The sequence below is a fragment of the Streptomyces sp. NPDC058307 genome (assembly GCF_042880295.1).
Classification (GTDB): Bacteria; Actinomycetota; Actinomycetes; order Streptomycetales; family Streptomycetaceae; genus Streptomyces.
Genome location: NZ_JBHVYZ010000071.1, coordinates 12253 through 33558 on the forward strand (window position 1 = coordinate 12253; position 21306 = coordinate 33558).

20 protein-coding genes are annotated in these 21306 nt (G+C 71.2%); 17 read left to right on the forward strand and 3 right to left on the reverse strand.

Going from position 1 to position 21306, the window contains the following annotated elements:
* Window positions 1-6 precede the first annotated feature (6 nt).
* The 3 genes from ACFVYN_RS34740 to ACFVYN_RS34750 all read right to left on the reverse strand — a co-directional run bounded on the left by ACFVYN_RS34740 (window position 7) and on the right by ACFVYN_RS34750 (window position 4858).
* Window positions 7-387 (reverse strand): MarR family transcriptional regulator, encoded by a 381-nt coding sequence (locus ACFVYN_RS34740; protein WP_390005929.1) that lies wholly within the window; start codon window positions 385-387, stop codon window positions 7-9.
* A gap of 178 nt (window positions 388-565) precedes the next feature.
* The gene (locus ACFVYN_RS34745) at window positions 566-4468 is read right to left on the reverse strand and encodes an AAA domain-containing protein (RefSeq protein WP_390005931.1); all 3903 of its coding nucleotides are present in this window, start codon (window positions 4466-4468) and stop codon (window positions 566-568) included.
* A gap of 6 nt (window positions 4469-4474) precedes the next feature.
* Window positions 4475-4858, reverse strand: coding sequence for a hypothetical protein (locus tag ACFVYN_RS34750; protein WP_390005933.1), 384 nt, complete (start codon window positions 4856-4858; stop codon window positions 4475-4477).
* Window positions 4859-5674: 816 nt separating this feature from the next.
* Here ACFVYN_RS34750 and ACFVYN_RS34755 point away from each other — a divergent pair.
* From ACFVYN_RS34755 to hypE, 17 genes are all read left to right on the forward strand, one after another.
* Complete coding sequence (locus ACFVYN_RS34755) at window positions 5675-5941, forward strand: DUF6400 family protein (protein ID WP_390005934.1); 267 nt, start codon at window positions 5675-5677, stop codon at window positions 5939-5941.
* Window positions 5928-6185 (forward strand): hypothetical protein, encoded by a 258-nt coding sequence (locus tag ACFVYN_RS34760; RefSeq protein WP_381333657.1) that lies wholly within the window; start codon window positions 5928-5930, stop codon window positions 6183-6185. Before ACFVYN_RS34755 ends, ACFVYN_RS34760 begins: the two co-directional genes overlap by 14 nt.
* Window positions 6186-6348: 163 nt before the next feature.
* Window positions 6349-8130: an enoyl-CoA hydratase-related protein gene (locus ACFVYN_RS34765; protein WP_390005936.1), complete on the forward strand. Its 1782-nt coding sequence runs from the start codon at window positions 6349-6351 to the stop codon at window positions 8128-8130.
* Between the two features lie 63 nt (window positions 8131-8193).
* Window positions 8194-9282 carry a hydrogenase expression protein HypE gene (locus ACFVYN_RS34770; protein ID WP_390005938.1) on the forward strand — a complete coding sequence of 363 codons (1089 nt, stop codon included), beginning with the start codon at window positions 8194-8196 and terminating at the stop codon, window positions 9280-9282.
* Between the two features lie 77 nt (window positions 9283-9359).
* Window positions 9360-11144 (forward strand): nickel-dependent hydrogenase large subunit, encoded by a 1785-nt coding sequence (locus ACFVYN_RS34775; RefSeq protein ID WP_390005940.1) that lies wholly within the window; start codon window positions 9360-9362, stop codon window positions 11142-11144.
* Entirely contained in the window at window positions 11141-11659 is a 519-nt protein-coding gene (locus ACFVYN_RS34780) for a hypothetical protein (RefSeq protein ID WP_390005941.1), read from the forward strand. The genes ACFVYN_RS34775 and ACFVYN_RS34780 overlap by 4 nt, the downstream gene beginning before the upstream one ends.
* Window positions 11656-12297: a DUF5947 family protein gene (locus ACFVYN_RS34785; RefSeq protein ID WP_390005943.1), complete on the forward strand. Its 642-nt coding sequence runs from the start codon at window positions 11656-11658 to the stop codon at window positions 12295-12297. Before ACFVYN_RS34780 ends, ACFVYN_RS34785 begins: the two co-directional genes overlap by 4 nt.
* Window positions 12294-12980 carry a DUF6084 family protein gene (locus ACFVYN_RS34790; RefSeq protein ID WP_390005945.1) on the forward strand — a complete coding sequence of 229 codons (687 nt, stop codon included), beginning with the start codon at window positions 12294-12296 and terminating at the stop codon, window positions 12978-12980. The genes ACFVYN_RS34785 and ACFVYN_RS34790 overlap by 4 nt, the downstream gene beginning before the upstream one ends.
* Window positions 12977-14407 (forward strand): hypothetical protein, encoded by a 1431-nt coding sequence (locus ACFVYN_RS34795; protein ID WP_390005947.1) that lies wholly within the window; start codon window positions 12977-12979, stop codon window positions 14405-14407. Before ACFVYN_RS34790 ends, ACFVYN_RS34795 begins: the two co-directional genes overlap by 4 nt.
* Window positions 14404-14949, forward strand: coding sequence for a hydrogenase maturation protease (locus tag ACFVYN_RS34800; protein ID WP_390005949.1), 546 nt, complete (start codon window positions 14404-14406; stop codon window positions 14947-14949). Before ACFVYN_RS34795 ends, ACFVYN_RS34800 begins: the two co-directional genes overlap by 4 nt.
* 11 nt (window positions 14950-14960) lie before the next feature.
* Complete coding sequence (locus ACFVYN_RS34805) at window positions 14961-15065, forward strand: DUF6893 family small protein (RefSeq protein ID WP_390005951.1); 105 nt, start codon at window positions 14961-14963, stop codon at window positions 15063-15065.
* 161 nt (window positions 15066-15226) lie between these two features.
* Window positions 15227-15628: a hydrogenase maturation nickel metallochaperone HypA gene (locus tag ACFVYN_RS34810; RefSeq protein WP_390005953.1), complete on the forward strand. Its 402-nt coding sequence runs from the start codon at window positions 15227-15229 to the stop codon at window positions 15626-15628.
* Between the two features lie 3 nt (window positions 15629-15631).
* Window positions 15632-16387 (forward strand): hydrogenase nickel incorporation protein HypB, encoded by a 756-nt coding sequence (gene hypB, locus ACFVYN_RS34815; RefSeq protein WP_390005955.1) that lies wholly within the window; start codon window positions 15632-15634, stop codon window positions 16385-16387.
* The gene (gene hypF, locus ACFVYN_RS34820) at window positions 16384-18765 is read left to right on the forward strand and encodes a carbamoyltransferase HypF (RefSeq protein WP_390005957.1); all 2382 of its coding nucleotides are present in this window, start codon (window positions 16384-16386) and stop codon (window positions 18763-18765) included. The genes hypB and hypF overlap by 4 nt, the downstream gene beginning before the upstream one ends.
* A 32-nt stretch (window positions 18766-18797) precedes the next feature.
* On the forward strand, window positions 18798-19106 hold the full coding sequence (locus tag ACFVYN_RS34825; protein ID WP_390005959.1) for a HypC/HybG/HupF family hydrogenase formation chaperone: 309 nt from the start codon (window positions 18798-18800) through the stop codon (window positions 19104-19106).
* Window positions 19103-20230 (forward strand): hydrogenase formation protein HypD, encoded by a 1128-nt coding sequence (gene hypD, locus ACFVYN_RS34830; RefSeq protein ID WP_390005961.1) that lies wholly within the window; start codon window positions 19103-19105, stop codon window positions 20228-20230. The genes ACFVYN_RS34825 and hypD overlap by 4 nt, the downstream gene beginning before the upstream one ends.
* Complete coding sequence (gene hypE, locus ACFVYN_RS34835; RefSeq protein ID WP_390005962.1) at window positions 20223-21302, forward strand: hydrogenase expression/formation protein HypE; 1080 nt, start codon at window positions 20223-20225, stop codon at window positions 21300-21302. Before hypD ends, hypE begins: the two co-directional genes overlap by 8 nt.
* The last annotated feature ends 4 nt before the right edge of the window (window positions 21303-21306 follow it).

Consider the following 21306-nt stretch of genomic DNA (forward strand, 5'->3'; position numbering starts at 1 on the left):
TTCGGATCACTGGGGTGAACTTCCCTTGCTCTGCTGGTGTGCTGAGAGTGCCGTCAACAGCAAGCCGGTCAGAGCGGTGAGTTGCTCGCTGTCGAGGGCGAGGCTCAGGTCTTTGTCCGATGACGCATAGGCGCGTCTCCCGGCCTCGAGGAGGTCGTATCCCTTGTCGGTGATGTGGAGTTCCGCGGTGTGGCCGCGGCCGGGGAAGCTCCTGCGTTCGACGGCCCCGCGCTGCTCGAGCTGACGGACGGTGGCCTGTGCGCTCTGCGCGGTCACTCCGGCTCGGCGGGCGAGTTCACTGTAGGAGATTCCCGGCTCACGCTTCTGAGCCGGGACGATGAGACGTGGCCGGAGTCTCTCCCGGCACGCCGCAGACTCATCAAGCAACTTCCCGAACTCATCCGCGCGCTCCGAACGCCCCGCCCCTCAGGAAGTGAAGGGCGAGCCAGGCCCGGAAAGCGACCAAGTGTGCCGTAGTCGGGTGCTCCGGTAGTCCGGAACGACGGCCTGCCAGGTAGGAACCGCTTCCGGGCGTCTACTGCGGGCCAGGCTCCACGTCCGGCGCTCAGCCGAGCAGCAGTCCCAGTGCGGTCTCGCCCGCGATGATCCGCCAGGCGGGCATCCGCACGGTGCGGCTGACGGGGCAGGGCTTGGCCCCGTGGCCCCCGGAGGGCAGACCGATGAGCAGGTCGCCTCGCGCGTGGGTCAGCTGGAGGTGCCGCGCGGGGTCCGCCCCGGGCCCCGGACCGGGGTCGATCAGCACCGCCGTGTTCTCGCCGGCGTCGGTGAACAGCAGGTCCACCGGGTGGCCGCCCACCAGCACGGCCCGCTCCAGATCGGTGATGCCCCGTCCGGCCAGGTACCGCTGCAGGCGGTCGGCGAGGTCCGCGCGGGCCTCGGCCACCGGGCCGGGGGTGCCGGCCTCGGCTGTCGTGTCGTCGTCGCCGGTTCCCAGGGGCGACGAACGCGCGGAGAGGAGGGCGGGTAGTCCGCTCTGGGCCTGCCAGAAGGCACGGCTGCCCACCGTGATCAGCTGCGACTTGGCCCGGGTGACCGCCACGTTCCACAGGTTGACCTGGCTCGCGACCCAGTGCGTCGTGCGGGACGGTGTGTTCTGCGCGGCCACCGGGCTGAGCACCATCACGTCCCGCTGTCCGCCCTGGAAGGTGTGGACGGTGCCGACCCGGACGCGGTCGTCGTCCCGCCACATCCGTGCCAGGGTCTCTTTCTGCGCCCGGAACGGCGTGACCACTCCCACCGTCGCATCCGGGGGAAGCCCCGCCAGCAGCCCGTCGACCACGCGTCGGACGGCCTTCGCCTCCTCCGCGTTGCGCCAGGACTGTCCGTCACCGCCGCGCGCCGATTCCCCGGACGGTACGTCGACCCAGCCGAGCACCGGCGCCGGGTCGGCCGCTCCCGTCGGGTCGTGTGCCGGCACCTGGCGTCGCACGTCGGTCAGCACCTGCAACCGGCCGCCGTAGCAGTGGCCGTTGACGACGTCCGCGATCCGTGGGTGGCAGCGGTAGTGCTCGTCGAGGAGCAGTGCGCTGTCGCCGTGCTGTTCGGCCGCGTGGTACGAGGAGTAGACGTGGTAGGTGAGGCGGTGGTGCTCCAGCTGCGCGGCGCTCAGGCCGGCCCGTATCCGTGCCTGGCGCTCCTGCTGAGGTGACACGCCGGGGATGTGTCCGAGCTGCATGGGGTCGCCGATGATCAGTGCTCGGCGGGCCCGGAAGAGCAGCGGCAGCACCGACGGGATGGAACACTGGCTGGCCTCGTCGATGACCACGAGATCGAACAGCTTCGGAGCGAGCTCCAGTTGCCGCACCGAGTGGGTGCTGACGGCCCATCCCTTGATGTGCGTCATCAGGTTCTTCTGGCTGCGCTGGTAGCCGGAGCGGCGGCGGAGCGCCTGGAGCCGCTGGTTCATGAGCCCGGTGGCCCGGTCCAGGGCCTCGGCGGACAGCGCACGGGACAGTTCCGCCGACAGCCCGGACAGTGCCTCCGCCGTCGCGAGCCGGGCTTGCCTGAGCCCTTCCTCGTCCCATTCTCCGTGCCGGTGGACGAGTTCCCGCACCTCCCGCTCCACGGACACGATCCCGGCCAGCGACTCCAGCAGTTCGGGCGGCACGGGTCGTTCCGTCGCCCACTCCGGCCATGCAGGTCCGGCACCGTCCTCACGCTCCACTCCCGCCGCGACCAGAGTGGCGAGCGCCCGCCCGCGCCGCCATGCTCCCAGCTGCCACCAGCGGGCCCCGGCCGTCTTCAACGCCCTCTCCGCCCACCGGCCCAGCGCTGCAACGCCGTCGACGTCCGCCGCCCAGGCCCCCTCGATCAGGGGAAGGGGCAGCCCCAGGGCCGCGGCCCGCTCCTCCCGGTCGCGCAGCAGTTCCAGCAGCTGCCCTTCCTCGCCGACGCGGTGTGCCGCCTGCGCCCGCAGGCGGTCGGCCGTTCCCCGGGTGTTGCGCAGCTCGCCGCCCACGGTGGCCGATCCGCGCCGCGACGCCCCGGCCGGTTCGGCGAGCAGCCGTTCCAGTTTGGCCGCCTCCCGCTCCAGCGCCTCGGCGTTGCCCGTCCGCATGAGCAGGCCGGGCGCGATGTCGTCGCAGCGCTGGGCGACGACGTTCACGGCCTCGTTGTTCGTGGAGGCGACCAGCACGGACTGCCCCGCGGCGACACAGGTGGTGACGACCGCCGTGACGACCTCACTCTTCCCCGTGCCGGGCGGTCCGGTCGCCACCGTCAGCGGCTGGGTCATCGCCGATGAAATCACGAGCTCCTGGCTGTCGTTGCACGGCCCCGGAGCGACGAGCGTCGCCGGGTTCGCCGCGACGGCGGCCGTGGCCGACACCCGGCGGGCCTCGCCGTTCAGCAGCGCGTCCAGGGCGGTGCCCGCGATCTGCGCGGTTCGCGTGGAGATCTGAAGCAGGTTCTCCACCAGCGCCTGGGTGGCCATGGCCTCCGCGCCCGACGGCACCAGCAGCACGGCCGCGTTGTGCGCGCCGGGCCGCAGTGCCTGCATCACCGTGCGGTCGCTCAGCGCGGACGGGTCCAACGGTTCGAGTTCCGGCAGCCCCAGCTGGTCCAGCAAATCCCTGATGGCGCGCAGCATCTGGGCGTCGTTGCCCTCCTGCCAGGCCGGCTGCCAGCGCGCAACCAGGTCGGCCGCGTCACCCGCGTCCAGGAGCTCCGAGACGACACCGCTGTGCAGGGACGGCACACCGCTGGGCCGGAGCACGTCCCGGCCCTCCTCGTCCGGCGCCAGCTCCATCTGCTGGATGAGCAACGGCGCCAGCTCGACGGTCGCACGCCGCCCCCGGCCGCCGTCCCGCGCGGGCAACGTGATCGCCGGGTAGCCGTACCAGTAATCCTGCCGCTTCCCCGCCTCGGCGTCCGAGCCGCTCCGCCCCTCCTGCAGCCGGGCCAGCGCTCCGGGCGCGACGATGTGCGGGCCGCGCCCCGACTGGATGGTCTCCTCGCCCTGGGCCAGCAGGAAGTACTTCTTGTCCCGGCCGCCATCCCGGTCCGGCCGCATTCCGGCAGCTGCCTGCGAGGTGAGGCAGTCCGCGTAGTACCGCAGCAGCTCCTGGCGGTCGACGCCGTCCCGCTCGTCCGCCTCCGCCCGAGCCCGGGCCTTCAGCAGTGCGGGAGAGCGCGGGACGGTTCCGGTCGTGTCCTGGGGGAGCGCGGGGAGCCGCACCGGCCGTGCCACCGACCGGGCGAAGGGAAGCCGCCGGGTGGCCCTGATCGTGGACTTGGTGGGCCGTTGCTCCTCCGGTACGCCGTCGCGGGTCATCTGGGCGGTCAGGTAGTCGAAGAGGTCGTCCGGGGTGATCCAGCCGCCCTCCTTGATCCGGCCGTTGCGCAGCCCCTCGACGATCTCGCCGGTGAACCGGGAGGTGCCGAGATTCGACCCGGACGGCGCCATCGCGGAGGCCGCCTGGAGGGCGTCGGACGCGGTGATGAAGTACACGCCCGTCGGCCGCAGCAGGGTGCTCGGCGCGGGCCGGTCCGGTTGTCCCGACGGGCCCTTGGCGGTCCAGCCCTGGACAACGGAACCGCTGGAGCAGCAGTCCAGGAGGACCAGCTTGGAGGCGGCCCGGCACGACTGGAGCATCCGCTCCAGGAACTCCGCCGGTACGGCTGTGCCCGGCAGGTCGGCCGGGTCGGTGTCCCGCGTCAGGAAGTACAACTGGCCGTCCTGCTCACAGTACTCGCCGTGCCCGCTGAAGTAGAGCAGCGCGGTTTCACTCGGCTGCCGGGCCTCCAGGAACGTCTCGACCGCGTGCAGCATCTCCGCGCGCGTCGCCTCGGGGGCCATCTCGCACTCGTTGTACATGCCGATTTCGAGGTTCTCCAGCACGGCCCGCATATAGTGCAGATCGGCGCGTACGGCAGGGAGTTCGGCGTACATCTCGCTGTCGTACGTGGAGACGCCGACGAGTAACGCGTGCCGGTCATTGTCGGTCATCGCCGCTCAGCCCGCCGTCGTGCCGTCGTCACCGTCGTCCCCGAGGAACCGTTCGACGATCGTGTCGTCCTCGCGGGCCTCCTTGCCGGTGATGTGCAGGGTCGCCCCGTCCGGCCGCTTGACCACGATGGTGCGCTGTGGGACCCGCGCCAGCCACGTCTGCACCAGCGCGACGACGAAAGAACCGGCGCTCAGCACCAGTCCGACGGTCTCGGCGGACGGCCCGCCCTTGTCGCCGGCGCCCACCGCACTGCCAGGTTCGGGCAGGTCGAGCCTGGCCGTGGGGTCCACCTCGCCCAGCGCGGTGAGCAGTTCGCGCGCGTCCTTGCGGGCACGCAGCAGATCATCGTCGACAACGGAGATCAGGTAACCAGTGTGGCTGTCGGGCATGGCGGTCGCGTACTCCCCCTGAATTCACCGGCTCCTTGCCGGGTGAACGAGATTAGTACCCGGTACTGACACCGCACGCCCACAAGGGTTTGCCGCCACGGGCGTTGGCGTGAAACCGGCCGACGATGGCCGGGGCGCGTGTACTTGTGTCAGGCGCAGTTCCGTCCAAACAGGGTTGCCCGGGCGACCTACCCGCAGGTGATCACCCAGCGGGCCATCGCTGTGTGGTCTGCGAAGCGACTCACTCTCTGCCCTGCCCTGCCTTCGCCGTCGGCTGCATCCGTGAGCCCGACCGGACCGAAATCCGAGGTGGCGGATGGCGGCGCATCACCGGTGGGCTCCAGACCCATGCCCCCGCCTCTTACGCGGCTCTTCCGGCCGGTGCGAGCTCGGCAGCCGTCGCCGCTGTGGAAGGCGACCTCGGAGTGCAGATGCCCGTCGAGCTGCCCACCCTTTGGCTGCTGACCGCGGGCGACGACGGGGCTCAGTGCCGGGGATGCCTGCCAGGCGACCAAGCTCTGATGACCTTGGATGCTGCGCGGGCCCCTTACCGGATGAAGAGGGACGCGCAGGCCCCGGATGACGCCCTCGACTCCGGCCGTCCCAGGGCTTCGCACGCATCCGATGTCAGGCGGTGAATGGCCTTCGGCGGGGGAACCCGCATCTCCCGGGGTGTCTCCGTGCCGTGCGGGGAATGCGCCCAGCATCACCTGGCATGTACGGGGCGCCACCGGACGTCCCCTGAGGGCGCGGGCCTGCTGTGACTTCTCCCACCTGCTCTTGCCGGGGCGAGAAGCGCTTGCCTACGTTCGACCCATGTCCTCCCATGGCCGCGCCGTTCCAGGCGACCCGCTCCCGACGGTCGACCTGGACGTCGACCTGAGCTCACATGAACTGCTCCGGCGCGCTCATGTCCTGGACGCTCTCGGCCCCGACTGGGACCCCGTCGCCGCGCTGCGTGGTGAGGAAGCGGCGTATGAGCTGCTGTATTCCGGCCTCAGCGCGGAGCAACAGCGCGTGTACGACGAGCTGGTCTCGGCCGGTGTGCTGCCGCGGAGAGGCGGCGGCGATGCTGCCGCTTGACCCGCAGGCGGACATCGGGCGCCGCGCCTGGGTGGCCTGCCCGAACTGCGACGACCGGCGCGGGTGCGCCACCTGCGAGCAGGGGCGCACCTGTTCCGAGCACTGGCGCTACCTGCTGTCCCACGTGGGCAGCCTGCTCCACCTGCAGTGCCGGTCATGCACCCACATCTGGACACATGAGACCCACTTCGGTGCCACTCGCTCCCGGTGGGAGCGCATCACCAGCGGCCTGCGACGCATGTGATCATCAGTGGCGCCGTCGGTCGTGGCCAGTGAGGCCGGACGGCGGATCGTCGCCCGCTTTCGGATGATCCCACCGCCTGTCGTCACGAACGGCAGGCCGTCTTGCCCGAGGATCGCGTCCGGCGGCCATTCCTGCCTGCCGTTCGTCCGTCCCGGAGGCAGCCGTGCACATCCTGCTACTGGCCAGTGCGTTCAACAGCCTCACCCAGCGTGTCCACGCCGAGCTGCGCGACCGTGGCCACACCGTGGCGGTGGAACTCGCCCTGCCCGACAGCCCGTTGCCCGAAACCGTGCGGCGGCACGCACCGCAGCTCGTCGTGGCGCCGATGCTGAAGACGGCGATTCCCGAGGAGGTATGGACAGCGCACACCTGCCTCGTCGTGCATCCGGGGCCCGTGGGCGACCGCGGCCCCTCCTCCCTGGACTGGGCGATTCACGAGGGCGTCGACCAGTGGGGCGTCACCGTCCTGCAGGCCGACGGGGAGATGGACGCCGGTGACGTGTGGGCCTGTGCACCGTGCCGGGTCCCTCCGGTTCCCAAGAGCGAGCTGTACCGGGGCGAGATCGCCGACGCCGCCCTGGAGGCCGTCCTGCTCGCGGTGGAGCGCTTCGCCGAGGGAACCCACGTACCACGCAAGCAGGACGTGGCCCCCACGGCCGACGCCCGTCTGCGCCCCCGCCCCTACCTCGACCAGAGCGTCCGGCGCATCGACTGGGCCGAGGACTCCACGCAGGACGTCCTGCGCAAGCTGAGAGCGGCGGACTCGCAGCCCGGTGTGCTGGACGTCCTGCTCGGCCAGGAGTGGTATCTGCACGGCGGTCATCCCGAGAGCGTGCTGCGCGGCCGCCCGGGCGAGCTGCTGGCCACCAGGGCCGGGGCGGTGTGCCGTGCCACCAAGGACGGCGCCGTGTGGATCCCCGAGCTGCGGCCCCGGCGCGTGCCCGGGCAGCCGCCCACGTACAAACTGCCCGCCGTGATGGCACTGGGCGACCTGCTGCCGCCCCTGCCCGATCACGCCCTGCCCCTGCTGCCCGAGGTACGGCACCGTACCTGGACGGACATCCGCTACCGGGAGGACGGGAACGTCGGGTTCCTCTCGTTCTCCTTCCCCGGCGGCGCCATGAGCACGGAGCAGTGCCGACGTCTGCTGGACGCCTACCGGGAGGCGTGCGAGCGGCCTACGTCCGTTCTGGTGCTCGGCGGCGAACGGGACTTCTTCTCCAACGGGATCCACCTGGGGGTCATCGAGGCCGCGGACGACCCCGCCGCCGAGTCCTGGGCGAACATCAACGCCATCGACGATCTGGTCGAGGCGGTCCTGACGACCACGGACCGACTGGTGGTCGCGGCGGTCGCGGGCAACGCCGCGGCGGGCGGGGTGATGCTCGCCCTGGCGGCCGACGAGGTGTGGTGCCGCGCGGGCGCGGTACTGAACCCTCACTACCGACTGATGGGCCTGTACGGCTCGGAGTACTGGACGCACACCCTGCCCCGCAAGGTGGGCCCCGCGACGGCCGAACGGCTCATGTCCGAGGCCCTGCCGGTGAGTTCGGCGGGCGCACTGCGCCTCGGGCTCGTCGACCGGGTGGTTGACTGCGGTCCCGACGCGTTCGCGGGGGAGGTCGGCGGACTGGCTGCCCGACTGGCGTCACTGCCGGCGACGGCGTCGCGGATCACCGCGAAGAAGACGGAGCTGGACCGGCTGGAGAGCGTGACCCCGTTGGCCGGCTTCCGTGAGCGGGAGCTGGCCCGCATGCGCCGGACCTTCGACGACCCGGACGCCCCCTACCACTCGCTGCGTCGTTCCTTCGTCCACAAGGAGCGGCCGGCGTGCACCCCGCCGCACCTCGGTTCCGCCCAGGTTGCGGAAACCGGTCCGACCCCCTCCGCGGCGGATGTCACCGGAACGGCCCTCAATGGCGTCACATCACGGCCGAACGGCTGATACGAAGAGAAGCGATGGTCGAAATCTGGGCTTTCATCCCTTACCTCCCCAGGAGGCGGTCCCATGACTGAGGCGACGCCGGACACGGTCGACGCTGCGGACGCGAGCGGCGCGCCCGCCGACGAGACACCCACGATCCACATCCTCTGGATCAACGCGGGCCTGAGCTGCGACGGCGACTCGGTCGCGCTGACGGCGGCCATGCAGCCCAGCATCGAGGAGATCGTGCTCGGTGTGCTGCCGGGCCTTCCGAAGATCGCCGTCCACTGGCCGCTCATCGACTTCGAGTGCGGTCCGGTCGGCGGCTCGGACACGTTCATCGAGTGGTTCTTCAAGGGGGAGCGGGGCGAGATCGACCCGTTCGTCCTGGTCGTCGAGGGCTCCGTCCCCAACGAGGCGATCAAGCCCGAGGGCTACTGGTGCGGCTTCGGCGACAACCCGGAGACCGGCCAGCCGATCACCACCAGCGAGTGGATCGACCGGCTCGCCCCGAAGGCACTGGCGGTCGTCGCCATCGGCACCTGCGCCACCTACGGCGGCATCCACGCCATGGCGGGCAACCCGACCGGCGCGATGGGCGTGCCCGACTACCTCGGCTGGGACTGGAAGTCCCACGCGGGCATCCCCATCGTGTGCGTCCCCGGCTGTCCGATCCAGCCCGACAACTTCTCCGAGACGCTCACCTACCTGCTCTACCAGGCGACCGGCGCCGCCCCGATGATCCCGCTGGACGACAAGCTGCGCCCGACCTGGCTGTTCGGGGCCACCGTGCACGAGGGCTGCGACCGCGCGGGCTACTACGAGCAGGGACAGTTCGCCCTGTCGTACGACTCGCCGACCTGCCTGGTCAAGCTCGGCTGCTGGGGCCCGGTCGTCAAGTGCAACGTGCCCAAGCGCGGCTGGATGAACGGGATCGGCGGCTGCCCCAACGTCGGTGGCATCTGCATCGCCTGCACCATGCCCGGCTTCCCCGACAAGTTCATGCCGTTCATGGACGAACCCCCCGGCGCCAAGGTGTCGAGCAACGCCAGCGGAGCGTACGGCGCCGTGGTCCGCAAGCTGCGGTCGATCACCGCGAAGACGGTGGACAAGGAGCCCAAGTGGCGCCGCACCGGAGACAAGATCACCACGGGATACCGACCGCCGTGGTGATGCGCCGCACGTAATCCGCTCCCCGCTTCGTGCACCCCCACCCGAACCTCCCGCGCAACGAAGGGCACGGCACACAGATGGCACCGACGACGAAGGCGGCCGGCGACGGCAGCGGCCTGGTGGAGATGGCCTGGGACCCGATCACCCGGATCGTGGGCAGCCTGGGCATCCACACGAAGATCGACTTCAAGCAGAAACGAGTCGCCGAGTGCTACAGCACCTCGTCGGTCTTCCGCGGCTACAGCGTCTTCATGCGCGGCAAGGACCCCCGCGACGCCCACTTCATCACCAGCCGCATCTGCGGCATCTGCGGTGACAACCACGCCACCTGCTCGGTGTACGCGCAGAACATGGCGTACGGCGTGAAGCCCCCGCACCTCGGCGAGTGGATCATCAACCTCGGCGAGTCCGCGGAGTACATGTTCGACCACAACATCTTCCAGGAGAACCTGGTCGGGGTCGACTACTGCGAGAAGATGGTCAAGGAGACCAACCCCGGCGTCCTCGAACTCGCCGAGCGCACCGAGGCCCCGCATGCCGCGGAGCACGGCTACCGCACGATCGCCGACATCATGCGCTCGCTCAACCCCCTGGAGGGCGAGTTCTACCGCGAGGCCCTCCAGGTCAGCCGCTACACGCGCGAGATGTTCTGCCTGATGGAGGGCCGCCATGTGCACCCCTCCACGCTCTACCCGGGCGGCGTCGGAACCATCGCCTCCGTACAGCTCTTCACCGACTATCTCAGCCGGCTGATGCGCTACGTGGAGTTCATGAAGCGCGTCGTGCCCCTCCACGACGACCTGTTCGACTTCTTCTACGAGGCGCTGCCCGGGTACGAGGAAGTGGGCCGCCGACGTGTCCTGCTCGGCTGCTGGGGCGCGCTCAACGACCCCGAGTACTGCGACTTCACCTACGCCAACATGACCGACTGGGGCCGGCGCATGTTCGTCACGCCCGGCATCATCGTGGACGGCAAGCTCGTCACCAACGACCTCACCGAGATCAACCTCGGCATCCGCATCCTGCTGGGCAGCTCCTACTACGAGGACTGGCAGGGCCAGGAACAGTTCGTCACCCACGACCCGCTCGGCAACCCGGTGGACCCGCGCCACCCGTGGAACCAGCACACCATCCCCACCCCGCAGAAGCGGAACTTCGACGACAAGTACAGCTGGGTCATGTCCCCGCGCTGGTTCGACGGCAAGGACCACCTCGCCCTGGACACCGGCGGCGGCCCCATCGCCCGCCTGTGGTCGACCGCCCTGTCCGGTCTCGTCGACATCGGGTACGTCAAGGCCACCGGCCACAGCGTGGTCATCAACCTGCCCCGCACCATGACCAAGCCGGAGACCACCTTCGAGTGGAAGATCCCGAAGTGGTCCAACGCGCTGGAGCGCAACCGCGCCCGCACGTACTTCCAGGCGTACGCCGCCGCCGTCGCCCTGCACTTCGCGGAGAAGGGACTGGCGGAGGTCCGCGCCGGACGCACCCAGACCTGGGAGAAGTTCGAGGTTCCGGACGAGAGCATCGGGGTCGGCTTCACCGAGGCGGTCCGCGGTGTCCTCTCCCACCACATGGTGATCCGGGACGGCAAGATCGCCAACTACCACCCGTACCCGCCGACCCCCTGGAACGCCAGCGTCCGGGACACCTACGGCACGCCCGGCCCGTACGAGGACGCCGTGCAGAACACGCCCATCTTCGAGGAGAACACCCCGGAGAACTTCAAGGGCATCGACATCATGCGCGCCGTCCGCAGCTTCGACCCCTGTCTGCCCTGTGGCGTCCACATGTACGTCGGGGGCGGCAAGACGGTGAAGTCCATGCACGTGCCCACCGGCCTGAGCGGACTGGGCGGATGAGCGCGGTCAGCTCCACGGAGCAGACCGGGCGCCGCGTCGAGGAAATCCTCGACAGGCTGGCCGAGAGCGGCGACCCGGCCGCCGCCGCCGCGGCGGAGGAACTCGTCCGCTCCCTCATGGACTTCTACGGTGCCGGCCTCGCCCGCATCCTCAACCTGCTCTCCGGCGCTCCCGGCGAAGCAGCCGCACGCCTCCTGGGCGACGACCTGGTCGCGAGCCTGCTCGTCCTGCACGACCTGCACCCCGAGGACCGCGACACGCGCATCGTCCGCGCCCTCGACGGTGTCCGGGACCACCCCCTTGAGGTGGTGGGCTTCGACGAGGAGAGCGGCACCTTGACCGTGCGGGCCCGGGAAGCCGGCGGCTGCGGTTGCGGCTCCGGCACGGGTGCCCGGGAGGCCGCGGAGGCAGCGCTCGCCTGCTTCGCACCGGAGGTCAGGGCGGTCGACGTACAGACCGCCCCCGCGGGGCCGACGCTCCTCCAGATCGGCACCGCACCGACGGGGGCCCGATGACGGCGTCCCCGGCGACGCGCACGCCCGGCCTGCGGAGGTTCCTCACCGAGAGGCCTCCGCAGCCCGAGCAGTGTGAGCTGTGCGCCGTGGCGGTCGAGGCGGGCCACCGGCATCTCGTCGACACCGAGAAACGCGCCCTCGTCTGCGCCTGCCCCCCGTGCGCGCTGCTGATGGAGCAGCCGGGCGCCGCCGCCGGCCGCTTCCGAACGGTCCCGGCCCGCTACCTCACCGACCCCGGACACCGCCTCGACGAGAGCGCGTGGGAGGCACTGCAGATCCCGGTCGGCGTCGCCTTCCTCTTCCGCAACGCGGCGCTCGACCGGCTCGTCGCGCTCTACCCGAGCCCGGCCGGAGCCACCGAGAGCGAACTCGAACCGGCCACGTGGACGGACGTCCTCGGTGGCAGCCGCCTCGCCGAACTGCTCGAACCCGACGTGGAGGCGCTGCTGCTGCGCCGCACCGACGGCCGCTTCGAGTGCCACCTCGTACCGATCGACATCTGCTACGAACTCGTCGGCCGTATGCGCCTGTTGTGGCAGGGCTTCGACGGTGGAGCCGAAGCCCGCGCCGCGCTGGACGCGTTCTTCGCGGACGTCGCGCGACGCGTCCGGCCCGTGGGCGAGGTGGGTCACCCGTGACCGCGTTCTCCTTCGCCTGCACCGGCGTCCGCGCCGACCAGTACGCCGCCGGACCGACCCTCGTCTTCCGGCTGCGCGTCACCGCCGCCGACAACGCGCGCGTGCACGCCCTCGCGTTGCGCTGCCAGATCCGCATCGAACCCGCCCGCCGCGGCTACGCGCCCGCCGAGGCGGACGGTCTCGCGGACCTCTTCGGCGAGCGCTCACGCTGGGGCAGCACGCTCCAGCCGGTGCAGTTCGCCCAGGTCTCGGTCATGGTCCCGAGCTTCACCGGAGAGATCGAGACCGACCTCGTCGTGCCCTGCACCTACGACATGGACATCGCCGCCACCCGCTACCTCACCGCCCTCACCGACGGTGAGGTGCCCCTGCTGATGCTCTTCTCCGGTACGGCGTTCACCGGAGACGGCGGATTCCAGGTGGAGCCCGTCCCGTGGGACCGCGAGGCCGCCTTCCGGATGCCCGTCACCGCCTGGCGGGAGATGGTCGAGCAGCACTTCCCCGGCTGCGGCTGGATCCGGCTGCCCCGCGACACCATGGACGCCCTCCTCGCCTACCGCTCCCGACACGCCCTGCCCTCCTGGGAGGCGACGGTCGCGGCGCTGCTGGAGAGGGGTGCCGACCCGCCCGCGCACGACCCGCTGCGCGCCCTGACCGCCACCACCGGAAGGACCGATCCGTGACCGTGACCGCGTTCGCCCCCGAGACCGAGGAGCGCCTCGCTCTCGCCCGGCAGGTGGCCGACGCCGTCCTCTTCGAGGGCTATGTGCTCTACCCGTACCGCGCCTCGGCGGCCAAGAACCGGCTGCGCTGGCAGTTCGGTGTGCTCGTGCCGCCCGGCTGGGGCACCGAGTGCGAGGAGAACGACTTCCAGCACACCGAATGCCTGATGGAACCGAAGGCGGGGTCGACCCTCTCGGTCGAGGTGCGCTTCCTGCACGCCCGACGGCGCACGGTGCAGCGGGCCCGCCCGGACGGCGGCTTCGACACGGTGCCCGAACTCCGCCTCGCCGACCGGGTGTTGATGCCCTGGGACGAGGGAAGCGAGGAGCGCGTCGAGGTGGTCGCCGCGGTGGACGAGCTCCTCGGCGACGGCATCACGCATCCCTTCCGGCTCCCCGCCCGCGAGGACACCGAGCCGGTCGTGGACGAGGCCGGCCGCGCCGTCGGCCGATTGGTGCGGCGGTGCGAGGAGATCAGCGGGACCGTACGGCTGTCCGCGCGCGAACTCGACGGCCCCTACCGGGTGTTGCGGCTGACTGCCGTCGTCGAGAACACCAGCGACTGGACACCGCCCGAAGGCCGTGGCGCGGACCGGGAGGCGGCGCTGCCCCGCTCCCTGGTGGCCACCCACCTCCTCATGGCCCTCAGCGCCGGATCGTTCCTCTCGATGACCGATCCCCCCGAGTGGGCGAAGGGCGCGGTCGCCGCCTGCCGCAACCTGCACACCTGGCCCGTACTCGCGGGCGAACCCGGCCGCGCCGACCTCGTGCTGTCCTCGCCGATCATCCTGGAGGACCATCCGGCCATCGCACCGGAGAGCCCCGGCGCGCTCTACGACGCCCTGGAGATCGACGAGATCCTCGCGCTGCGCACCGCGGCCCTCACCGACGAGGAGAAACGCGAGGCCCGGGGTACGGACGAGCGGGCGGCCGCCGTGATCGAGCTGGCGGACTCGATGCCCCCCGAGGTTCTGGAGCGGCTGCACGGGGCGGTGCGGAGCCTGCGCGAGGTGACCGGTCCCGGCCCCGCCGCACCGGACGTCGGCTTCCCCGACGAATACGGGGTGATGCGGCCGGACACCCCCTGGTGGGACCCCGCGAGCGACGCGGGCTTCGACCCGGCGCAGGACCGGGTGGTCGTGGACGGCCGGTCGGTGGGCCAGGGCAGCCGCGTCGAGTTGCGTCCGGGGGCGCGCCGCACCGACGCGCAGGACATCTTCCTGCGGGGCCGCACCGCGAAGGTCGAGGCGGTGCTGCACGACGTGGACGGCGGGGTGCACCTGGCGGTCACCGTCGAGGGCGACCCGGGCGCCGACGTCCGCCGCGAGCAGGGACGGTTCCTGTACTTCCAGCCCGACGAGGTCACACCGCTGGAGGACGAGGTATGAACCTTTCCCCACCGCCTGGTCCAAGGACGCTCGTGGCGGGCATCGGCAACGTCTTCCTCGGGGACGACGGCTTCGGCGTGGAGACCGCACGCCGGCTCGCCGAGCACGACCTGCCCGGACACATCGAGGTCGTCGACATCGGGGTGCGCGGGGTGCACCTCGCCTATCAGCTGCTGGACGGCTACGACACCCTCGTCCTCGTGGACGCCACGGCACGCGGCGAAGCCCCCGGCACGCTGTACGTGATCGAGCACGACATCGGCGGCGGGAGCCCTTCACCCGCCGCCCCCGCGCTGGACGGCCACCGGATGACCCCCGACACCGTCCTGGCACTGCTGGGCACCCTGTGCGCCGGGACCGGCGGCGAGCCACCCCGCCGCGTGCTGGTCGTGGGATGCGAACCGGCCTCGGTGGACGAGGGCATCGGTCTCAGCCCGCCGGTGTCCGACGCCGTACCGGAAGCCGTCCGGCTGATCGAAGAGCTGCTGCGGGACGGCGAGCCGTCCGTGGCGCAGGCCTCAACCGCTGAGGCTCCGACATGAGGAGAGACGGGATGAAGAAGATCGTCATCGGCGGAGCGGCCGTCGCCGCCATGGTCGTGGTCGTCGTCGAGGTACTTCCCGACCTGAGGCGCTACCTGCGCATCAGACGGATGTGAATCGTGGCCGCCACCGTTCGTGGCCGCCACCGTTGTGCCGCGCGGTTGCGTCGAACGGCGTACCCGCCGGCCGGCCACGGCGTGCCGGGCCGTGCGACCCGGCCGCACGCGCCTCTAATGAAGGCCGACCGGAGGCAGCCGCGGACGGAAGGACGGAAACCATGCACGAGATGTCCATCGCGCTGGCCGTCGTCGACCAGGTGGAAGAGGCCGCCGCACGGGCCAAGGACGTCACGGCGGTGCGATCGGTACGGCTCCAGGTGGGCGAACTGGCCGGAGTCGTACCCGACGCACTCGCCTTCTCCTTCGAACTGGCCTGCGCCGGAACCCTGCTGGAAGGCGCCGAGCTGATCACCGAAGCGGTGCCCGGGCGGGCCCGCTGCACCCCCTGCGCACACGAATGGGCCGTCGGCATGCCGCCCCGGCTGACCTGCCCCGCGTGCGGCGGTACGCAGACCGACCTGCTCGCGGGCCGGGAACTGCAGATCGTCGACGTGCACTGGGAGGACGGCCTCGGCCCCGCGCACACGCCCACCCGCGAACCGATCTCCGAGGAGCGCTGAACCATGTGTCGTGTCGTCGACCTGCGGCAGGCCGTACTCGCGAAAAACGACGCGAGCGCCCACGAACTGCGCGCGCACCTCGCGGCTCGAGGCATCGCGCTCGTCAACCTGCTGTCCAGTCCGGGCAGCGGCAAGACCGCGCTGCTGGAGCGCGAACTGCTGGCGGCACGGGAGCGAGCCGTTCCCGTCGCGGCGCTGAGCGCCGATCTGGCCACCGAGAACGACGCGGCCCGGCTGGCGCGTTCGGGGGTCCCCGTCAAGCAGGTACTCACCGACGGACTGTGCCATCTGGAGGCGGGGATGCTCGCCGGGCACCTGGACGGGTGGCTGCCCGACGACACCCGGCTGCTGTTCGTGGAGAACGTCGGCAACCTGGTCTGCCCGGCCTCCTACGACCTGGGGGAGACCCTGAGGGTCACCCTCGCCTCCGTGACGGAGGGCGAGGACAAGCCACTCAAGTACCCCACCGCCTTCGGCCTCGCCCACCTCGTGGTGGTCACCAAGACGGACATCGCGGAGGCCGCCGAGTTCGACGAGGCGGCGTTCCGCGCGAATGTGCAGCAGGTCAACCCGGGAGTGGAGGTGATCCTGACGTCGGCACGCCGGGGCCAGGGAGTCGGCGCGCTGCTCGATCGGGCGCTGGCCGCCATGGACGGCACACCGGTCCACTCACCGGTCATGGCCCGGCAGCCTCATCACCACGGTCACGCGCACACGCACCCGGAGGCCGCCGGCACCATGGCCCACACCCACTCGTGAGCGGTCCGCAGGCTCCCACCACCGTCGCCGAGAACACCCCACGACGCCGCCGGGTGACCGTCCGGGGAGTGGTACAGGGCGTGGGCTTCAGGCCCTACCTCTACGGCCTCGCCACCGAACTCGCCCTGGCCGGACACGTGACCAACACCCCGGAGGGCGTCGTCGCGGAGGTCGAGGGCAACGCCTCGGCCGTGGCCCGGTTCTGCGACCTGATCGCCGCCCAGGCACCGCCGTTGGCCCGCGTGGAGTCCGTCGACCACCGGGAGATGCCCCCCGTCGGCGGCACCGCGTTCACCATCCTCACCTCACGCACCGGCGGACCGGCCCGCACTTTGGTCTCGCCCGACTCCGCCACCTGTGCCGACTGCCTCGCCGAGCTGGCCGCCCCGGCGGACCGGCGCTACCGGCACCCGTTCGTCAACTGCACTCACTGCGGCCCGCGCTTCACGATCGTCACCGGCGTGCCGTACGACCGGGCGAACACCACCATGGCCGGCTTCGCGATGTGCGCCGACTGCGCCCGGGAGTACGAGGATCCGGCCGACCGCCGGTTCCACGCGCAGCCGGTCGCCTGCCCGGCCTGCGGGCCCCGTCTGCGGCTGGTCCTCGACGCTCGGCTCAGGAATGCCGAGGGGGCAGACCCGCTCACCGACGCCCGCACGCTGCTGACGCGGGGCGCGATCCTCGCCGTGAAGGGCCTGGGCGGCTACCACCTGGCCTGCGATGCCACGAACCAGGAGGCGGTCGCCCTCCTGCGCCGACGGAAGGCGCGCGGGGACAAGCCGTTCGCCGTCATGGCCAGGACCGCGGACACGGTCCGTCACCTCGTCCGGCTGAGCCCCGAGGAGCGGAGCCTGCTCGAAGGCCGTGCCAGGCCGGTCGTCCTGCTGAGGCGGCGTCCGTGCACCAGCGGGGATCCCCGGCCCGCCGAGGCCGTGGCACCAGGCAGCCCCGACCTCGGCGTGATGCTGCCCTACACGCCCGTGCACCATCTGCTGCTCGGCCTGCCCGGCGACCCGGACGGCCCCGGGCTGCTCGTCATGACCAGCGGCAACCTGTCCGGAGAGCCCATCGTCACCGACGACGACGAGGCGCTGGAGCGACTCGCGCACCTGGCCGACGCCTGGCTCACGCACGACCGGCCGATCCACGTCCCGTGCGACGACTCCGTGGTCCGCGTTTGCGACGGGGAGCCACTGGTGATCCGCCGCTCGCGTGGCTACGCCCCGCTGCCTCTCTCCCTCCCGCTGCCCGTACGGCCGGCCCTGGCCGTCGGCGGAGACCTGAAGAACGCCTTCTGTCTCGGGGCGGGCCGTCAGGCCTGGCTGTCGGCGCACATCGGCGACATGGACGACGTAGGCACACAGCGGGTCTTCGAGCGCGCGGTGGCGCAGTTGGAGTCCATCACCGGGGTGCGCCCCGAGACCCTGGTCTCCGACCGGCATCCCGGCTACCGCTCCGCCGGATGGGCCGACCGGAACGCGGCGCACCGGCCCGTCGTACGCGTCCAGCACCATCACGCGCACATCGCCGCCGCCATGGCCGAGCACGGACTGGACGGCACCCGGCCGGTGATCGGCGTCGCCTTCGACGGCACCGGCCACGGCGACGACGGCGCCGTGTGGGGCGGGGAGTTCCTGCTCGCGGACTACGACCGCTACGCCCGGTTCGGACATCTCGCTTATGTTCCACTGCCTGGTGGTGACGCCGCGGTGCGCCGGCCGTACCGCATGGCGCTGGCCCATCTGCGGGCGGCCGGGATCGACTGGTCCGACGACCTTGCCTGTACGACCGCCTGCCCGCCCGATGAACTCCACGTCCTGGAGCGGCAGTTGGAGCGCGGCCTGAACTGTGTCCCCACGTCCAGCATGGGCCGGCTCTTCGACGCGGTGTCCTCGCTCGCCGGGGTGTGTCACCGAGCCGGATACGAGGCGCAGGCCGCCGTCGAACTGGAGGGGGCGGCTCTGCACGCACCGGCCGACGACACCACCGCGTACGCCTTCGCGCTGCACGCGTCGGAGGAGAACCTGGACGGCCCCGTACGGGCCGATCCGGCACCCGTACTCGCGGCGATCGTCGACGACCTGCGCGTGGGTGTCGAGCCGGCCCTGGTCGCCGCCCGCTTCCACCGGGGCGTGACCGGCCTGGTGCACCGGATGTGCGCGCGGGCGCGAGAGCGGCACGGGCTGGACACGGTCGCCCTGACGGGAGGCGTGTTCGCCAACACGCTGCTCTCCTCGGCCTGTGCCGCCGCCCTGCGCGAGGACGGCTTCACGGTCCTGCGGCACCACCTGGTGCCGCCCAACGACGGTGGCCTGGCGCTGGGCCAGCTGATGGTGGCCGCCCGCGCCACTCCCACACTCACTCCCACCGACTGAGCAAACGCGCGACCCACAGCGAGGAGAGGCTCATGTGCCTGGCGGTACCCGGCAGAGTGCTGGACATCGAGGAACGGGACGGTACCCGGATGGCCACCGTCGACTTCGGCGGCGTGGTCAAGGAGGTGTGCCTGGAGTATCTGCCCGACCTCCAGGTCGGCGAGTACGCCATCGTCCACGTCGGGTTCGCCCTGCAGCGGCTGGACGAGGAGTCGGCGCGGCAGACACTCGAACTCTTCGCCGAACTCGGCCTGCTGCAGGAGGAGTTCGGCGACCCCTGGGAAACGGCGGCGGCGGAGGCGGCGGCCTCGGAACCGGTGGAAGAGGTGCGCAACAAGTGAAGTACATCGACGAGTTCCAGGACCCGGAGCTGGCTCGACGGCTCCTCGACGACATCCACACCACGGTGACCAGACCGTGGGCGCTGATGGAGGTGTGCGGAGGGCAGACCCACAGCATCATCCGGCACGGCATCGACCAACTCCTGCCGGACAAGGTCGAGTTGATCCACGGACCCGGCTGTCCGGTGTGCGTGACCCCGCTGGAGGTCATCGACAAGGCACTGGAGATCGCCTCCCGCCCGGAGGTGATCTTCTGCTCCTTCGGTGACATGCTGCGCGTGCCGGGCACCGGACGGGACCTGTTCCAGGTCCGTGGAGAGGGCGGTGACGTGCGCGTCGTCTACTCACCGCTCGACGCGCTGCGGATCGCCCAGCAGAACCCGGACCGCGAAGTGGTGTTCTTCGGCATCGGCTTCGAGACGACCGCACCCCCCAACGCCATGACGGTCCATCAGGCCCGGAAGCTGGGCATCGAGAACTTCAGCATGCTGGTGTCCCATGTCCGCGTCCCGCCCGCCATCGAGGCCATCATGTCGTCGCCGAGCTGCCGGGTGCAGGGCTTCCTCGCGGCCGGCCATGTCTGCAGCGTGATGGGCATGGGGGAGTACCCGGAACTGGCGGAGCGCTTCCGGGTGCCGATCGTCGTGACGGGCTTCGAGCCACTGGACATCCTCGAAGGCGTGCGCCGTACCGTCCGGCAGCTGGAACGCGGTGAGCACACCGTCGACAACGCCTACGCCCGTGCCGTTCGCGCGGAGGGCAACCCGGCCGCCCGGGCCATGCTGGAGGACGTCTTCGAGGTCACCGACCGCGCCTGGCGCGGCATCGGGGTGATCCCGCAGAGCGGCTGGCGGCTGGCGCCGAAGTACCGCGCCTACGACGCCGAGCACCGCTTCTCCGTCGAGGGCATCCGCACGCAGGAGCCGGCCGAGTGCCGCAGCGGAGAGGTCCTGCAGGGACTGCTCAAGCCGCACGAGTGCGAGGCCTTCGGCACTCTGTGCACGCCTCGTACGCCGCTGGGGGCCACCATGGTCTCCAGCGAGGGAGCCTGTGCCGCGTACTACCTCTACCGGCGGCTGGACATGCCCGCCACCAAGGCCCAGGAGGCGACCCCCGTTGTCTGACACCACCGATCTCCCCGTCCCCGCCCTGGACGTCGAGGCGTGGACGTGTCCGGCGCCCCTGCGGGACCGGCCGCGTGTCGTCATGGGCCACGGCGGCGGCGGAGTGCTCTCCGCCGAACTGGTCCAGCAGATCTTCGCTCCTGCTTTCGGGGGCGAGGTGCTCGCCCAGATGGGTGACGCCGCCGTCCTCTCCCTGGGCGGCGCCCGGCTGGCGTTCTCGACCGACTCCTACGTGGTGCGGCCGCTGTTCTTCCCCGGCGGCAGCATCGGAGACCTGGCGGTCAACGGCACCGTCAACGACCTCGCCATGAGCGGCGCCCGCGCCGCCTACCTCTCCTGCGGATTCATCCTGGAGGAGGGCGTCGAGCTGGATGTGGTCACTCGGGTCTCCGAGGCTCTGGGAGCAGCCGCGCGCACCGCCGGTGTGGAGGTGGCCACCGGGGACACCAAGGTGGTGGAGGCCGGCCACGGCGACGGGATCTACATCAACACCGCGGGCATCGGCCTCGTCCCGGCGGGCGTCGATCTGCGCCCTCAGCGGGTCGTCCCCGGCGACGTCGTGATCGTCAGCGGCGCCATCGGCGTCCACGGGGTGGCGGTCATGAGCGTACGCGAGGGACTGGAATTCGGAGTGGAGATCAAGAGCGACTGCGCGGCGCTCGGCGGCCTGGTCGACGCCATGCTCGCCGTCACCTCTGATCTGCACGTCCTGCGCGATCCGACCCGGGGCGGCCTGGCGGCCTCGCTCAACGAGATCGCGCAGGCCTCCGGGACCGGGGTGGTCATCCAGGAACGCGATGTCCCGGTCCCGCCGGCCGTGGCCAACGCCTGCGCCATTCTCGGACTGGACCCCATGTACATCGCCAACGAGGGCAAGCTGGTGGCCTTCGTCCCGCGCGAGCACGCCGACGCCGTCCTCGAGGCGATGCGCGCCCATCCTCTGGCCGCGGACTCCGTGATCATCGGAGAGGCCGTGGAGGCGCATCCCGGCATGGTCGTGGCACGGACCGGCCTGGGAGGGACGCGGGTGGTCGATCTGCCGATCGGGGAGCAACTGCCGCGTATCTGCTGACAGG

Excerpts from the sequence above, each read along its gene's own strand:
- ACFVYN_RS34745 (WP_390005931.1), bottom strand. The coding sequence starts at position 4,468 with ATGACCGACAATGACCGGCACGCGTTACTCGTCGGCGTCTCCACGTAC.
- ACFVYN_RS34750 (WP_390005933.1), bottom strand. The coding sequence starts at position 4,858 with ATGCCCGACAGCCACACTGGTTACCTGATCTCCGTTGTCGACGATGAT.
- ACFVYN_RS34755 (WP_390005934.1), top strand. The coding sequence starts at position 5,675 with ATGTCCTCCCATGGCCGCGCCGTTCCAGGCGACCCGCTCCCGACGGTC.
- ACFVYN_RS34760 (WP_381333657.1), top strand. The coding sequence starts at position 5,928 with ATGCTGCCGCTTGACCCGCAGGCGGACATCGGGCGCCGCGCCTGGGTG.
- ACFVYN_RS34770 (WP_390005938.1), top strand. The coding sequence starts at position 8,194 with ATGACTGAGGCGACGCCGGACACGGTCGACGCTGCGGACGCGAGCGGC.
- ACFVYN_RS34775 (WP_390005940.1), top strand. The coding sequence starts at position 9,360 with ATGGCACCGACGACGAAGGCGGCCGGCGACGGCAGCGGCCTGGTGGAG.
- ACFVYN_RS34780 (WP_390005941.1), top strand. The coding sequence starts at position 11,141 with ATGAGCGCGGTCAGCTCCACGGAGCAGACCGGGCGCCGCGTCGAGGAA.
- ACFVYN_RS34785 (WP_390005943.1), top strand. The coding sequence starts at position 11,656 with ATGACGGCGTCCCCGGCGACGCGCACGCCCGGCCTGCGGAGGTTCCTC.
- ACFVYN_RS34800 (WP_390005949.1), top strand. The coding sequence starts at position 14,404 with ATGAACCTTTCCCCACCGCCTGGTCCAAGGACGCTCGTGGCGGGCATC.
- ACFVYN_RS34805 (WP_390005951.1), top strand. The coding sequence starts at position 14,961 with ATGAAGAAGATCGTCATCGGCGGAGCGGCCGTCGCCGCCATGGTCGTG.
- ACFVYN_RS34810 (WP_390005953.1), top strand. The coding sequence starts at position 15,227 with ATGCACGAGATGTCCATCGCGCTGGCCGTCGTCGACCAGGTGGAAGAG.
- hypB (WP_390005955.1), top strand. The coding sequence starts at position 15,632 with ATGTGTCGTGTCGTCGACCTGCGGCAGGCCGTACTCGCGAAAAACGAC.
- ACFVYN_RS34825 (WP_390005959.1), top strand. The coding sequence starts at position 18,798 with ATGTGCCTGGCGGTACCCGGCAGAGTGCTGGACATCGAGGAACGGGAC.